Source organism: Microbacterium sp. 1154 (assembly GCF_031455375.1).
Lineage (GTDB): Bacteria > Actinomycetota > Actinomycetes > Actinomycetales > Microbacteriaceae > Microbacterium.
In genome coordinates this window covers 65,554-78,373 of the sequence record NZ_JAVDSN010000005.1, presented here as the reverse complement: position 1 = coordinate 78,373, position 12,820 = coordinate 65,554, and the positions used below count along the sequence as shown (strand labels likewise).

Below are 12,820 nucleotides of genomic sequence, written 5' to 3'. Positions count from 1 at the left end.
TGTCAGTCTACTTTTCCGGTGTCGGGGTGGCTCTGGGCGGGGAGGGTCGCGCCGTGCTTCTCGGCGAGCTGGTCGACGGCTGCCGCGAGGGTCGGATCCTCGCCTCGCGCGAGGCCCGCGTACTCGATCTCGACGCCGCCGTCGCGGGGGGTCGCCTTGACCCACATGCGTCGGCGCGGAACGAACAGGGCGGCGAGCAGGCCGAACAGGGCGAGCAGCGCGAAGCCCAGCACCCAGGGGCCGGCGAGGTCGCGGTGGATCGACAGCGACGCGAAGCGCTTCACCGACTGCTCGTACCCCACGGCTCCGGCCGGGGCCTCGTTCTCGAAGGTGATCGTGCCGAGTCCGTTGGGGAGGTCTTCGGTCTGGCCCGGCATGAGCTGGATCGCGGGGTTGCCGCTGTCGCCGCCCGCGATCTGGGTCATGCCCGAGGGGTCGAGCGTGTAGACCGAACGGGGCGTTCCGTCGTCGATGCCGAGGTCGCCCTCGTACACGCGGAGCGTGAGCGTCGGGTACTCGAGGGCGCCGTAGGTCGATGTCAGCGCGCCCGAGTCGAGCACGTCCATCGTCGGGTAAAAGAACCCGAGCAGGCCGAGCTGCTGCGGGAGTCCGTCGGCGACCTTGATGACGCCGAGCGAGGTCATATTGGCATCCTGAGGCAGGAAGGCGACCGAGTCGTGGAACACCTCGGTGCCCTGGGCGTCGCGGATCGTGACGGTCGGGGCATAGCCGTTGCCGAGCAGGTAGACGCGGTCGCCCTGCACGTCGAGGGGGTGGTTGACCCGCACCTCGCCGTCCTGGGTCTCACCCCCGGGCGCCTGGGTCGTCACGTGCGCGACGAAGTCGCCCGCCTGCCCCGACCCGGGCTGCCCGGGCGGGACGTACGTGACGTCGAACTTGTCGAGGGTCATCGAGTACGGCGTGAGGGTGTCACCCCCGACGAAACGGCCGGGGTTGAACGAGGAGTAGTCGAGCAGGCTGTTGCTGAACGCCTGCCCCTCCACGAGCACGCGCTGACCCGTGTAGGTGAAACCGCCGCCGACACCCACGGCGATGAGGACGCCCACGAGCGCACCGTGGAACAACAGGTTGCCGGTCTCGCGCAGGTAGCCACGCTCCGCCGAGACCGAGAAGCTGCCTCGCGCGTCGTAGCGGGCCACGCGATAACCGCTCTTGCGCAGCTGAGCCGCCGCACTGTCCACGGCCGCCGCGGCCACGGCATCCGCATCACCCTCCACCTCGATGGTGCGGGTGCGGTGGTCGTCCAGCCGCGAGAGGCGGGCGGGGGTGCGGGGAGGCTGCGAGCGCAGGGCTTTCCAGTGGTGCTTCGTGCGGGGCAGCACGCAACCGATCAGCGAGATGAACAGCAGCAGATAGATGGCCGAGAACCACGGCGAGCTGTACACGTCGAACAGGCTGAGCTTGTCGAGCACCGGCGCGAGGTCGGGGTTGTCGGTGAAGTACTGGGTGACGCCGTTCGGGTCGGCGGTGCGCTGGGGCACGAGGGAGCCCGGAACGGCCGCGATCGCGAGCAGCAGCAGCAGAACCAGGGCGGTGCGCATCGACGTCAGCTGGCGCCACCCCCAGCGCAGCCACCCCACGAACCCGAGGCGGGGCTGCGTGATCTCGTCGGCCGTCGAGTCGGCGTGGTCGGAGGGGCGCAGCGGGTCGGTCACGGTGTTACCTCGGTCGGAACGATCAGAGCGGGAGCTGGACATTGCCGATCACCCCCTGCAGGGTCGACATCCACTGGCCCCAGAACCCGGTCACCATGAGCAGGCCGAGCACGATGAGGAGCGCTCCGCCGATGAGGTTGACCACGCGGATGTGCTTGCGCACGAACGCCACCGACTTCGTCGCCCACCCGAAGCCCAGGGCGAGGAGCAGGAACGGGATGCCGAGACCCAGCGAGTACGCCAGCCCCAGGAGCGCGGCCCGGCCGGGGTCGCCCAGGTTGTACGACACCGACAGGATCGCCGTGAGCGTCGGGCCGATACAGGGCGTCCAGCCGATGCCGAGGGCGATGCCCAGCAGGGGGGCGCCGATGAGGCCCAGGTTGCCGCGCGACTGCATCCGCACCGAGCGCTGCGCGAGCCCGAAGAGGCCGATGAACACGAGCCCCATGATGATGATGACGACGCCCATGACGCGCGTGATGACGTCGGCGTACTCGACGAAGAAGCGTCCGAGCGCGCCGCCCAGCACGTTGATCGCCATGAAGACGAGGGTGAACCCGGCGATGAACAGCAGGGTTCCCCCGAGCAGCCGCCCTCGGCCGGACCCGGATGCCGAGCCCCCGCGGGGAGCGACGGCACCGCCGATGTAGCCGAGGTACCCCGGTACGAGCGGCAGGACGCAGGGCGAGAGGAACGAGATGAGGCCGGCGGCCAGGGCGATGGGAACGGCGATCCACAGCGCCCCGTCGAAGACGAGGGCGCCCGGGTTCACGCGTTCTCCGCGACCAGCGTGCGCACGATCGACTCGAGGATCGACGCCTCGGGCAGCTCGCCGACGATGCGTGCGGCCACGCGACCCTGCTTGTCGAGCACGAGGGTCGTGGGGGTGGCGTTCAGGGGCGCCGCGTCGGTGAACGCGAGCTTGAGCTGCGCATCGCCCACGGCCATGGCGCTGGAGTACGACACCCCGTGATCGCGAGCGAACGACAGGGCGGTGGCCGGCTGGTCATAAGTGTTGATGCCGAGGAAGGCCACGTCCTGGCCCTGGAACGTCTGGTAGGCCTGCTCGAGGCGCGGGGCCTCGATGATGCACGGACCGCACGTGGCGTACCAGAAGTTCACCACGAGCACCTTGCCCGCGAAGTCGGAGCTCGACACGGCGGAGCCGTTGTCGAGGGTGCCCGTGAAGTCGACGGGCTCCTTGCGGTTCTCGGGCGCGATCTCGTTGGTCTGGAACCCGTTCGCGGCGATATAGCCCTTGTTGTCGCCCGCCCGGTACTGGTCGGCGAGGGGGTCGGCGGTGCAGGCCGACAACCCGGCGATGAGGGTCGCCGCGGCGAGGATCGACCCCGCGGCGGTGAGGATTCTGCGCATCACACGGCTCCTACGTCGACGGCTCCGGCGGTGCTCGCCGGCTCGGCATATGCCACCTCGACCCAGCGCGTCGAGCCGTCGGCGCCGTCTCGCCGTTCGAAGCTCGTCACGCTCGACAACGCGCATCTGCGCTTGCGGGGGTCGTGGCGGGTGGGTTGCTGGGAGAGGGCGAGGTGGGTCACCCAGATGGGGAGCTGGTGCGACACGACGGCCACGTCACCGCCGGGAACACGGTCCCAGGCGTCGGTCATCGCGGCGGTCATGCGGGCGACGATGCGCTCGTACGGCTCGCCCCAGCTGGGGACGGCCGGTCGGCTCAGGTGCCGCCAGTTGAGCGGGTTCGCCAGGGCCTGCTTCATACGCCGACCCTCGAAGACGTTCGTGGGCTCGATGACGCGGTCGTCGATGAACGGCTCGATGCCGAAGAGCTCTTCGAAGGGCTCGGCCGACTCGCGTGTGCGCTGGAGGGGCGAGACCACGAGGGCTTCGACCGGGCGGTCGAGGCCCTGCACGTACTCGGCCGCCTGACGCGCCATCCGGCGCCCGTCGACGCTCAGGCCGAACCCGGGGAGCCGACCGTAGAGCACGCGACGGGGGTTGTGGACCTCTCCGTGGCGCACGAGATGAAGGCGGTCGGCGGGCACGATGCCAGTCTACGGGCGGGTTCTGTGGTCTGACTGAGTCCGGATGCCGGTTGCCTCGACGTGGAGATAACCGCGGATCACCCCTCAGGCGTCGTGCTGCGCGGGCGCGGCCTCGTCGCGGTGGTCCCCGCGCTTCGCGGCCAGCAGGGAGCGGACGCGGGAGTACAGGAACCAGGACACGCCTATCGCGACGGCGGCGATGACCACGTACTGCAGGATCGAGGCGTACTCCTCGACGATGTGCCAGTTCTCGCCCAGCAGGAATCCCGAGAGCACGAAGATCGTGTTCCAGATGAGACTTCCCGCTCCTGTGAGCAGGCCGAAGCGCCACAGCGGCATCTTCGAGACGCCGGCGGGGATCGAGATGAGGCTGCGGAAGATCGGGATCATCCGCCCGAAGAACACCGCCTTGCCCCCGTGCCGTTCGAACCACGCGACCGTGCGGTCGACGTCTTCGGGGTGCAGCAGCGGCATCTTCGCCGCGAACGCGCGAAGTCGCGCGGCACCGAGCCAGCGCCCGAGGCCGTACAGCATGAACGCGCCCACGACCGAGCCGATGGTCGTCCACAGCAGCGCCTCGAACAGCGTGAACGAGCCGCGGCTGGCGGTGAGCCCCGCCATGGGGAGCACGACCTCGCTGGGCAGAGGCGGGAACAGGTTCTCGAGGGCGATCGCGACCCCGGCACCGACCGGGCCGATGATCTCCATGAGCGAGACGGTCCAGTCCGCGAGCGACGTCAGCCAGGACTGTCCCTCCCCGGAGCCGGACGTCGACCGCGCGGGGGCGAGAGAGAGGGTGGTGTCGGTCATCGGGTGCCTTCGCGCTCGGTGATCGGCCGCCCGGTGTGGACGCCCGCTCTCAGGGTAGGTCGCGCACCCCCGCCCTACCTGGGGGTTCCCCCCGAGCGGATCAGGATGCCGAGACCCCGGCGCCCACGAGGGCCGCGGCGATGAACCACACGGCGACGATCGCGACGATGGTGACCAGCGGTACCCAGAACGCGAGGCGATGACGCACGAGGCGGACGATGGCGACGATCACCCCGACCAGGAGCACCACCCAGGGCGAGACCACCGCGGTCCAGAAGCCGATGTTCATCAGCCCGGTGTTGCAGGTCGTCGAGCCGCACGCGTCCGCGGCGTACGCGAGGAGCACCCCCGCGTACGAGGCGGCGAGCGCCAGAAGAGGAAGCAGCACGAGTAGCACGATGGTCAGGGCGACGTCCCACCCGCGCGACCTGCGCGCCGTCGGTTCCGGGCGCAGTGTCCGGAACGACTCGGGGGGCATCGAGAAGGTCACGCCCCCATCGTAGGTTCGCGCCCGGTGTCGTGCGGACCGCCCACGTAGACTGGTCCATCGTGAGCGAACGCGTCCTGGTCAACCAGCTGAAATCCCTCCCCGCCGGCCCCGTCGAGGTGTCGGGATGGGTCGAAACCGTGCGCGATCAGAAGAAGGTGCAGTTCGTCGTCCTCCGCGACGAGACCGGCGCCGTGCAGCTGGTCAACCCGGCGACGCGCCCCTCCGAAGAGACGGAGCAGGATGCCGCCGCCCTCGCGCTGACCGAGACGATCGGCGCCCTCGCGACCGGCACGTTCCTGACCGTTCGCGGCGAGCTCAAGCACGATGAGCGCGTGAAGCTCGGCGGCGTCGAGATCAAGGTCGGCGAGCTCGAGATCGCGGCCGCCGCGAACCCCGAGACCCCGATCGCGGCCGACAGCAGCCCCGACAAGCGCATGGACTGGCGCTTCATCGACCTGCGTCAGCGCCGCAACAACCTCATCTTCCGCGTGCAGACGACCCTCGAGCACGCCATGCGCACGTACTGGGTGGAGCGCGACTACATCGAGGTGCACTCCCCCAAGCTCATGGCATCCCCCTCGGAGTCCAACGCCGAGCTGTTCGAGGTGCCCTACTTCGAAGACAAGACGGCCTATCTCGCGCAGAGCCCGCAGTTCTTCAAGCAGATGGCCCAGGTCGCCGGCTTCGGCAAGATCTTCGAGATCGCGCCCGCCTTCCGCGCCGACCCCTCGTTCACCAGCCGTCACGCGACCGAGTTCACCTCGATCGACGCCGAGATCAGCTGGATCGACTCGCATGAAGACGTCGCGCGCATGCAGGAGGAGCTGCTCCACACGGCGTTCCAGGCCGTCGCCGACAAGCACGGCGACGAGATCCGCGAGTTGTTCGGCGTCGAGGTCGAGGTGCCCGCGGTGCCGTTCCCGCGCATCCCGCTCGCCGAGGCCCGCGAGATCGTCGCCGCCCGCGGCTACGACATCCCCCGCACCGACGGCGACCTCGACCCCGAGGGCGAGCGCCAGATCGCCGCGCACGTGCGCGAGACCTTCGGTCACCCCTTCGTCTTCATCACCGACTACCACCCCGAGATCCGCGCGTTCTACCACATGCGCGACGCGGAGACCGGGCTGACCAAGTCGTACGACCTGCTGTTCAACGGTGTCGAGATCACGACGGGCGCCCAGCGCGAGCACCGCGTCGACGTGCTGATCGAACAGGCGAAAGAGAAGGGGCTCGACCCCGAGCACCTCGACTTCTACCTCGACTTCTTCCGCTTCGGCGCCCCGCCCCACGGCGGTTTCGGCATGGGCCTCGCGCGCATCCTCATGCTGATGCTCGGTGAGTCGTCGATCCGCGAGGTCACCTTCCTCTTCCGCGGACCCACCCGCCTCGCCCCGTAAAAGGTTCGAGCGAGCGACGCCCGGGGTTCACCCCCCGGGCGTTCGGGCGTCATGCGCCCTCTTTACGGTGGACAAATGGTCGCCGTCACCCCCGTGGATCCCTCGCCCCTCGGGGAGGAGCCGCGTTCGGGGTGGTCCATCGCCCTGCGCGGCGTCCGCCGCGAGCGCTCGGGGGTCGCGATCCTGCGCGACATCGACCTCGACGTCGCCCCGGGCACCATCGTGGCCCTCGTCGGCCCGTCGGGCTGCGGAGCGTCGACCCTGCTGCGTGTGGTGAGCGGTGCCGAGCGAGCGGATGCCGGCACGGTGACCGTCGAAGGACGCTCGGGCGCCGCGGCACCCCGTATCCCGGAGATTCGCGACCGCACCCCGGTGGCGCGTTTCGGTCGCGTCCGCGCCGCGGTCGTCGCGGCGGCTCGGCAGGCCGGCGACGACGACCCCGAGGCGGAGACCGATCGACTCCTCGGGCTCGTCGGTCTGGGACGCGCGGACAAGAGCGTGCACCGCCTCTCGCACGGTGACCGACAGCGCTGGGCTCTCGCGCGTGTCCTGGCCGCGCGGCCTCGCGCCCTCGTCCTCGACGACTCCCTCGCCGCGCTCCACACGACCGCACGCGCCGAGACCCGAGACAGGCTGGTCCGAGAGCTTCGCGATCGCGGCGTCACGACCCTGTGGGCGACGCGGGACACCGCCGAGGCCGCGGCCGTCGCCGACGATCTCGTCGTCATGGATCAGGGCCGCATCGTGGCCGCGGGCGGCCCCGACGAGGTCTACGCGCGCATCGCGGACGCCGCGGTCGCCGAGGTCCTCGGGCCGGTGAGCGCGGTCCCCGGAATCGTCGAGGGGCTCACGGTCGAGGTGTGGGGCCAGGAACTCCCCCTGGCGGAATCGGCGCACGACGGTCACTGCGAGGTCGTCGTCCGTCCCGAGAACGTTCTCCTGGTCGGCGTGGACGCGCCCGGCGTGGACGGAGTGGTCGAGGACTCGATCTTCCTGGGCAGCGTCCGCCGTTCGACCGTCCTCACGAGCGACGGCAGCCGCGTCGTGGTCGAACATGCACCCGAGCAGCGACTCGAGGACCGGGACGCGGTGCGTCTGGCGCTGGCGGTCGTGCCGACGACGGTCCGCCCGATCGGATGACGGGCCACGCCGGATCCGAGCTCAGAACGGGTAGTCGACCGAGGCCCGCTCGGCCACCACGGAGCGCACGAACGCCGCGACCTCCTGATGGGCCGGGTGCACCTGATAGCGCTCGAGAGCATCGACGTCGGCGAACTCGCTGACCAGGGCGACGTCCCAGTTCGACTGCGGGTTGACGACGTTGCGCCCCACCTCGATGTGCTGGATCTCGTCGATCACCGCGTCGAGGGCGACGAGACGCTCGGCGATCTGCTCGGCGTGCAGCGCACGCGTGTCGGCGTCGTCGGCCGAGAGCTTCCACAGGACGATGTGACGGATGCTCACGCGGAGGCTCCTTGGGTGTCGGCCGCGAGAAGGGCGGCGCGGAGACGGTCGGCCGACACGCGCCAGTGGGCGTGCAGCTCCCCGTCGATGAGGACGACGGGGATCTTCTCCCACCACTTCTCGTAGAGAGCGGCGTCGTCGGCGATCGAAGCCTGCTCGATGTCGATCCGGTCGGCGGCTCCCTCGGGGAGCTCGCCGACGACGGTCTCCACGATCTGCTCCGCCACGTCGCAGAGGTGGCAGTCGGGCTTCCCGATCAGCGTGAGGGTCGTCACCTTTCCCATCCTAGGAGGCGGGAGAAGGGCGAGACCCGGCACGCGGTGCGCGTGTCCGCGGTCGATTCAGGACTCGACGTCGTACCCCGAGGCGATCCATTCGCCCGTGCCGCCCTCGACGTTCGTCGCGTCGTGGCCGCGCGCGGTGAGGGCCTCGACGACGCGTGCCGATCGGCCGCCGGCCTGGCAGATGACGTCGAAGGGCTCGCCGGGCAGCTCGTCGAGGTGCTCGCCGAGGGTGGACATGGGCAGGTTCACGGCGCCGGGAACGTGGCCCGCGGCGAACTCGTGCTCTTCGCGAACGTCGATCAGAGGGCGCTCACGCCCCGCGTGCAGGTCGTGGACCGAGATGGACTGCATGCTTCCTCCGAGGGAGACGGGCGGCACCGGATACACGAAGCGCCCGTCGCGAATCGGACAGGCGCTCGGTGTGGTGGCCGCTTTACTTCTTGTTGCGGCGCTGGTGACGAGTCTTGCGAAGCAGCTTGCGGTGCTTCTTCTTCGCCATGCGCTTACGGCGCTTCTTGATGACAGAACCCACGGAAAACCTCACTAAGTCGGGGTCTGGGTGCCGATTTCGGCCCCCGGGAACAGCAGGCGTTGGAAAAAAGCCTCGGATCAGTCTAGCCGACGTCGGACACCGGTCGTTGCACGGCTTCGGCGACGGCCGATTCGGGCACCCGGTAGCTGCGCCCGAAGCGCACCGCGGGGAGCTCCCCCGCGTGCACGAGACGGTAGACCGTCATCTTCGAGACGCGCATGAGCTCTGCGACCTCGGCGACCGTCAAGAACCGCACGTCCGGCAGCTCGGCCATCGTTCACCCCTCGTCCCGGGTGAACTCACCCTCCTGATGCTGAGCACACTCTAGGGTCTGGCCGGGACGGCTGTAAACCTATGGGCCCACTGTGACGGATGTGCTTCACGGATGCCGGGATTCCGCGGCATCCGGGACGCTCACCGACCCGGCAGCTTGCGGAACGCGGTCGAGAAGGAATGCTTGACCGACGCGGCGGCGCGGCCCACCACCTCGGCGGCATGCATCGCGGAATCGGGAAGAGCCGGCTCGTGCTCTTCGTCGATGGAGAAGAACGGCACGAGCCAGTCGTCGACCTCGTCGAGGGGAGCGACCGCGAGGCTGTAGAACCGGTGCTGGCCCTCTTCGCGGACGGAGACCAGCTCCGCCTCGCGCAGCACCTTGAGGTGCTTCGAGACTGTGGGCTGACTCACGCCGAGGGCCGCGACGATCTGCGAGACGCTCGTCCCCCGTTCGCCACCGGTCGCCCGGTCGAGGAGCAGCTGAAGGATGTCGCGACGCGTTCCGTCAGCGATCACGTCGAAGATGTCCGCCATGGCATCAGATTAGCGGCGCCCCGGCCCGAGTACCATGATTCGGGTTCGGGCACCGAAGGGAGCGGCGCATGGCGGCGACGCCGAACGAGGCTCGATGGGCGGTGCGGCTGCGTCGCATCGCGTTCGAGGCATGGGACCGACTGCGGAATCTGACGACCGCTTCGCCGGCGCGTTTCGCAGTGCTGGTGTTCGTGACGCTCATCGCGCTGTTCACCGCGCTCTTCTCCCTTCCCGCCGCCTCGGCCACCGGCGAACGCCTCCCGTTCGCCGACGCGCTCTTCACCGCCGTCTCGACGATCTGCGTCACCGGCCTGTCGACGTTGAACATGTACTCCGACTTCTCGCCGCTGGGTCGCGTCATCACCTACATCGGCGTCAACGTCGGCGCCCTGGGCGTCCTGACCCTGGCCTCGATCCTCGGTCTGGTCATCTCCAAGCGCCTGGGGCTGCGCGCGAAGCTCATCGCCGCCGGCGACAGCAATCCCCTGCGCGTGCACGGCGGTCCGGTGAACGAGGGGCAGACGGTGCGACTCGGCGAGGTCGGCCAGCTCCTCCGCACGGTGGCCCTGTCGACGCTCGTCATCGAAGCGGGCCTCAGCGTCCTCATCTACCCCTCGCTCGTGGTCGGGGGGATCAACCCCTTCGTGGCCCTGTGGGAGGCGCCGTACTACGCGGCGATGGCCTTCACGAACACAGGATTCGTCCCGAACGCCGACGGTCTGACGCCGTTCGCGCAGGACTACTTCCTGCTCTCGGTGCTCATGGCGGGCGTGTTCCTGGGGTCGATCGGCTTCCCGGTGATCTTCACGCTGTGGCGGCACTACTGGCGCTTCCGCCTGTGGTCCCTGCACGCGAAGCTCACGATCATCACCACGGTGATTCTGTTCTTCGCCGGAGCCGGGGTCATTCTGCTGCTGGAATACGACAACCCCCTCACATTCGGGAGCATGGATGCGTGGGACACCACGTTCCAGGCGTTCTTCCTCTCGGCCATGACGCGCTCGGGCGGTTTCAGCGTCATCAACATCGGCGACCTCAACGGCGCGACCCTGATCGTGGGGTCGATGCTCATGTTCGTCGGGGGCGGTTCCGCGTCCACCGCCGGCGGCATCAAGGTCACGACCCTCGCCGTCCTCGCCCTCGCCGTCTTCTCCGAGGCGAAGGGCCGTCCGTCGGTCCAGGCGTTCGGTCGGCGCATCCCCAGCGACGTGCAGCGCGTCGCCCTCTCGGTCGTCGCGTGGGGCGCGACCATCGTCGCCCTCTCGACCGTCACGATCAGCCGCATCACCGACGCCCCCATCGAGCACGTGCTGTTCGACGTCGTCTCGGCGTTCGCGACCGTGGGCTTGTCGACGGGCCTCACCGCCGAGCTCCCCGAAGCCGCGAAGTACGTGATGGCGGCCACGATGTTCATGGGGCGCATTGGTACAGTGACACTCGCTGCGGCAGTGGCTGCGTCGTCCCGATCGCAGCTGTACGCGCTCCCCGTGGAAAGGCCCATCGTTGGTTGAACGCATCCGCAGTGACGCGCCCGTCCTGGTGATCGGACTCGGCCGCTTCGGCGCCGCCTGCGCCGGCGAGCTCGACCGACTCGACCGTGAGGTCCTGGCCGTCGACGGCAACCTCGAGCTCGTGCAGAAGTGGTCGGAGCGCGTCACGCACGCCGTCCAGGCCGACGCGCGCAACATCGACGCCCTGCGTCAGATCGGCGCCCAGGACTTCCAGGTCGCTGTCGTCGCCGTGGGCTCGCTCATCGAGGCCTCGGTGCTCATCACCGCCAACCTCGTCGACCTCAAGGTGCCGCAGATCTGGGCGAAGGCCGTCTCGCAGTCGCACGGCAAGATCCTCGCCCGCGTCGGCGCCAACCACGTCATCTACCCCGAAGCCGAGGCCGGCGAACGCGTGGCCCACCTGGTCAGCGGTCGCATGCTCGATTTCATCCGCTTCGACGACGATTTCGTGCTCGCCAAGATGTACCCGCCCAAGCTCGTGCGCGGCGTGGGCCTGAACGAGTCCGGCGTGCGGTCGAAGTACAACGTCACCGTGGTGGGCGTGAAGAGCCCCGGCCGGCCGTTCCGCTACGCCGAGGCGAACACGGTCGTCACCAACCACGACCTCATCATCGTGTCGGGGACGAACTCCGACATCGAGCGGTTCGCCTCGCTCGACCGCTGACGGGCCGGCGCCGGGCTCAGGCGTCGATGTCGAGCGTGACCTCGACCTCGTCGTCGACGCCGAGAGCCTCGGCATCCTGGAGCGCTTTCTTCACCGGCACGACGTACCCCCCGTCCTTCGGCCACAGCGAGGTGGTCACGGTCGTGCGGCCGATCGTCACCGATGCCGGGATCATCCCCCACCCGTATGTCACGACCGCGGCGACCTCGGCGACCATCGCCGCCTCGGCTGCGGGCACCGTGACGAAGTGGAACGGCGCGGGGCCGCGCCAGTACCAGATCGTCCCGGTGAACCGCAGGCGCATGGTCAGTTCCCCTCGGCCAGTTCCTTCGCCCGATCGAGGGCGGCCTCGGCGGCGGTGGTGAAGGTGTCGTCGAGTCGGGCGCCCTGCAGAACGACCACGGCACGTTCGGTGGTCCCCTTCGGGCTGGTGACGCGCCGGCGCAGTTCGGCGGGGTCCACGTCGGCGGATGCCATGAGCGCCGTCGCCCCGATGAAGGTCTGCTCCGCGAGCAGGCGCGCCTGGTCGTCGTCGAAGCCCATCCGCACGGCGGCCCGGGTGAACTCCTCCACGAGGAGGAAGACGTAGGCGGGGCCGGAGCCCGAGATGGTCGAGAGGGCGTCGATCTGCGATTCGGGGACCTGCACGACCGAGCCCACGGTCTCGAAGAGGGCGCGGACCACGTCGACGTCGGCGGAGGACGCGGCGGGCCCCGCGGCCAGACCGGTGACCCCCTTGCCGACGAGGGAGGGGGTGTTGGGCATGGACCGCAGGGTGGCGACGCCCCCGCCCAGGTGAGCGGCGAACGTCGCGAGGGTGACACCGGCGGCGAGACTCACCACGATCGCGCCGGGGCGCAGGTGCGGAGCGATCTCGTCGAGCAGATCGGGCACCATCGCAGGCTTGACACCCACGAGCACGATGTCGGCGGCGGCCACCGCGTCGGTGTTGCCCGCCGGGTTCGCCTCGAGAGCGACGCTGGTCACGCCGTCGAGGTCGGCCAGCTCGGCGGCCTTCGCGATCGAACGATTGGTCGCCGTGACCCCGCCACCGGTGAGGCCAGCCGCGACGAGGCCGTGGAGGATCGCTCCTCCCATGGAACCGGCTCCGAGGATCGCGATCGGGGGCAGCGAGGTCGTGGCATCCGTCATGCGAGTCAGTCT

Annotated in this window: 18 protein-coding genes; 4 read left to right on the top strand and 14 right to left on the bottom strand. The window is 69.5% G+C overall.

What is annotated here, in order from left to right; translation table 11 throughout:
• Positions 1-2: 2 nt before the first annotated feature.
• From J2X55_RS14940 to J2X55_RS14915, 6 genes are all read right to left on the bottom strand, one after another.
• On the bottom strand, positions 3-1,718 hold the full coding sequence (locus J2X55_RS14940; RefSeq protein WP_115919679.1) for a cytochrome c biogenesis protein ResB: 1,716 nt from the start codon (positions 1,716-1,718) through the stop codon (positions 3-5).
• A complete protein-coding gene (locus J2X55_RS14935) occupies positions 1,699-2,448 on the bottom strand; it encodes a cytochrome c biogenesis protein CcdA (protein ID WP_115919681.1) in 750 nt (249 codons plus the stop codon). The genes J2X55_RS14940 and J2X55_RS14935 overlap by 20 nt, the downstream gene beginning before the upstream one ends.
• Positions 2,445-3,050 carry a TlpA disulfide reductase family protein gene (locus J2X55_RS14930; protein ID WP_115920006.1) on the bottom strand — a complete coding sequence of 202 codons (606 nt, stop codon included), beginning with the start codon at positions 3,048-3,050 and terminating at the stop codon, positions 2,445-2,447. The genes J2X55_RS14935 and J2X55_RS14930 overlap by 4 nt, the downstream gene beginning before the upstream one ends.
• Positions 3,050-3,694 (bottom strand): histidine phosphatase family protein, encoded by a 645-nt coding sequence (locus tag J2X55_RS14925; RefSeq protein WP_309824350.1) that lies wholly within the window; start codon positions 3,692-3,694, stop codon positions 3,050-3,052. Before J2X55_RS14925 ends, J2X55_RS14930 begins: the two co-directional genes overlap by 1 nt.
• 84 nt (positions 3,695-3,778) lie before the next feature.
• Positions 3,779-4,504, bottom strand: a complete 726-nt coding sequence (locus J2X55_RS14920) for a DedA family protein (protein ID WP_115919685.1) — start codon at positions 4,502-4,504, stop codon at positions 3,779-3,781.
• Positions 4,505-4,604: 100 nt separating this feature from the next.
• Positions 4,605-4,994, bottom strand: a complete 390-nt coding sequence (locus J2X55_RS14915; protein WP_115919687.1) for a DUF6264 family protein — start codon at positions 4,992-4,994, stop codon at positions 4,605-4,607.
• 59 nt (positions 4,995-5,053) lie between these two features.
• Here J2X55_RS14915 and aspS point away from each other — a divergent pair, with 59 nt between their 5' ends.
• Both aspS and J2X55_RS14905 read left to right on the top strand, forming a co-directional pair.
• A complete protein-coding gene (aspS, locus tag J2X55_RS14910; protein ID WP_115920008.1) occupies positions 5,054-6,391 on the top strand; it encodes an aspartate--tRNA(Asn) ligase in 1,338 nt (445 codons plus the stop codon).
• Between the two features lie 75 nt (positions 6,392-6,466).
• Positions 6,467-7,531, top strand: coding sequence for an ABC transporter ATP-binding protein (locus J2X55_RS14905; protein WP_309824347.1), 1,065 nt, complete (start codon positions 6,467-6,469; stop codon positions 7,529-7,531).
• A 21-nt stretch (positions 7,532-7,552) separates the two neighbouring features.
• On the opposite strand, the gene J2X55_RS14900 is transcribed toward J2X55_RS14905, so the two are convergent.
• The 6 genes from J2X55_RS14900 to J2X55_RS14875 form a co-directional block, all read right to left on the bottom strand.
• The gene (locus J2X55_RS14900) at positions 7,553-7,855 is read right to left on the bottom strand and encodes a Dabb family protein (protein WP_309824346.1); all 303 of its coding nucleotides are present in this window, start codon (positions 7,853-7,855) and stop codon (positions 7,553-7,555) included.
• On the bottom strand, positions 7,852-8,130 hold the full coding sequence (locus J2X55_RS14895; RefSeq protein WP_115919693.1) for a glutaredoxin family protein: 279 nt from the start codon (positions 8,128-8,130) through the stop codon (positions 7,852-7,854). Before J2X55_RS14895 ends, J2X55_RS14900 begins: the two co-directional genes overlap by 4 nt.
• A gap of 66 nt (positions 8,131-8,196) precedes the next feature.
• Positions 8,197-8,490, bottom strand: coding sequence for a rhodanese-like domain-containing protein (locus tag J2X55_RS14890; protein WP_309824345.1), 294 nt, complete (start codon positions 8,488-8,490; stop codon positions 8,197-8,199).
• 82 nt (positions 8,491-8,572) lie between these two features.
• The gene (locus J2X55_RS14885) at positions 8,573-8,671 is read right to left on the bottom strand and encodes a 30S ribosomal protein bS22 (protein WP_003792170.1); all 99 of its coding nucleotides are present in this window, start codon (positions 8,669-8,671) and stop codon (positions 8,573-8,575) included.
• 82 nt (positions 8,672-8,753) lie between these two features.
• Positions 8,754-8,945, bottom strand: coding sequence for a helix-turn-helix domain-containing protein (locus J2X55_RS14880; protein WP_056224003.1), 192 nt, complete (start codon positions 8,943-8,945; stop codon positions 8,754-8,756).
• Positions 8,946-9,085: 140 nt separating this feature from the next.
• A complete protein-coding gene (locus J2X55_RS14875) occupies positions 9,086-9,481 on the bottom strand; it encodes a metalloregulator ArsR/SmtB family transcription factor (RefSeq protein ID WP_309824343.1) in 396 nt (131 codons plus the stop codon).
• 68 nt (positions 9,482-9,549) lie between these two features.
• On the opposite strand from J2X55_RS14875, the gene J2X55_RS14870 reads away from it, so the two are divergent.
• Both J2X55_RS14870 and J2X55_RS14865 read left to right on the top strand, forming a co-directional pair.
• A complete protein-coding gene (locus J2X55_RS14870) occupies positions 9,550-10,992 on the top strand; it encodes a potassium transporter TrkG (protein WP_309824342.1) in 1,443 nt (480 codons plus the stop codon).
• Positions 10,985-11,656, top strand: coding sequence for a TrkA family potassium uptake protein (locus J2X55_RS14865; RefSeq protein WP_056224009.1), 672 nt, complete (start codon positions 10,985-10,987; stop codon positions 11,654-11,656). The genes J2X55_RS14870 and J2X55_RS14865 overlap by 8 nt, the downstream gene beginning before the upstream one ends.
• A gap of 16 nt (positions 11,657-11,672) precedes the next feature.
• On the opposite strand, the gene J2X55_RS14860 is transcribed toward J2X55_RS14865, so the two are convergent.
• Complete coding sequence (locus J2X55_RS14860) at positions 11,673-11,960, bottom strand: DUF1905 domain-containing protein (RefSeq protein WP_309824339.1); 288 nt, start codon at positions 11,958-11,960, stop codon at positions 11,673-11,675.
• Positions 11,961-11,962: 2 nt separating this feature from the next.
• Positions 11,963-12,808 (bottom strand): pyrroline-5-carboxylate reductase, encoded by an 846-nt coding sequence (gene proC, locus J2X55_RS14855; protein WP_309824337.1) that lies wholly within the window; start codon positions 12,806-12,808, stop codon positions 11,963-11,965.
• Positions 12,809-12,820: the final 12 nt, after the last annotated feature.

What these genes read in the sequence shown, in the direction of transcription:
- J2X55_RS14890 (WP_309824345.1), bottom strand. Translation starts at nt 8,490, where the DNA reads ATGCAGTCCATCTCGGTCCACGACCTGCACGCGGGGCGTGAGCGCCCT.
- proC (WP_309824337.1), bottom strand. Translation starts at nt 12,808, where the DNA reads ATGACGGATGCCACGACCTCGCTGCCCCCGATCGCGATCCTCGGAGCC.
- J2X55_RS14870 (WP_309824342.1), top strand. Translation starts at nt 9,550, where the DNA reads ATGGCGGCGACGCCGAACGAGGCTCGATGGGCGGTGCGGCTGCGTCGC.
- J2X55_RS14905 (WP_309824347.1), top strand. Translation starts at nt 6,467, where the DNA reads ATGGTCGCCGTCACCCCCGTGGATCCCTCGCCCCTCGGGGAGGAGCCG.
- J2X55_RS14880 (WP_056224003.1), bottom strand. Translation starts at nt 8,945, where the DNA reads ATGGCCGAGCTGCCGGACGTGCGGTTCTTGACGGTCGCCGAGGTCGCA.
- J2X55_RS14930 (WP_115920006.1), bottom strand. Translation starts at nt 3,050, where the DNA reads ATGCGCAGAATCCTCACCGCCGCGGGGTCGATCCTCGCCGCGGCGACC.
- J2X55_RS14940 (WP_115919679.1), bottom strand. Translation starts at nt 1,718, where the DNA reads ATGTCCAGCTCCCGCTCTGATCGTTCCGACCGAGGTAACACCGTGACC.
- J2X55_RS14920 (WP_115919685.1), bottom strand. Translation starts at nt 4,504, where the DNA reads ATGACCGACACCACCCTCTCTCTCGCCCCCGCGCGGTCGACGTCCGGC.
- J2X55_RS14860 (WP_309824339.1), bottom strand. Translation starts at nt 11,960, where the DNA reads ATGCGCCTGCGGTTCACCGGGACGATCTGGTACTGGCGCGGCCCCGCG.
- J2X55_RS14875 (WP_309824343.1), bottom strand. Translation starts at nt 9,481, where the DNA reads ATGGCGGACATCTTCGACGTGATCGCTGACGGAACGCGTCGCGACATC.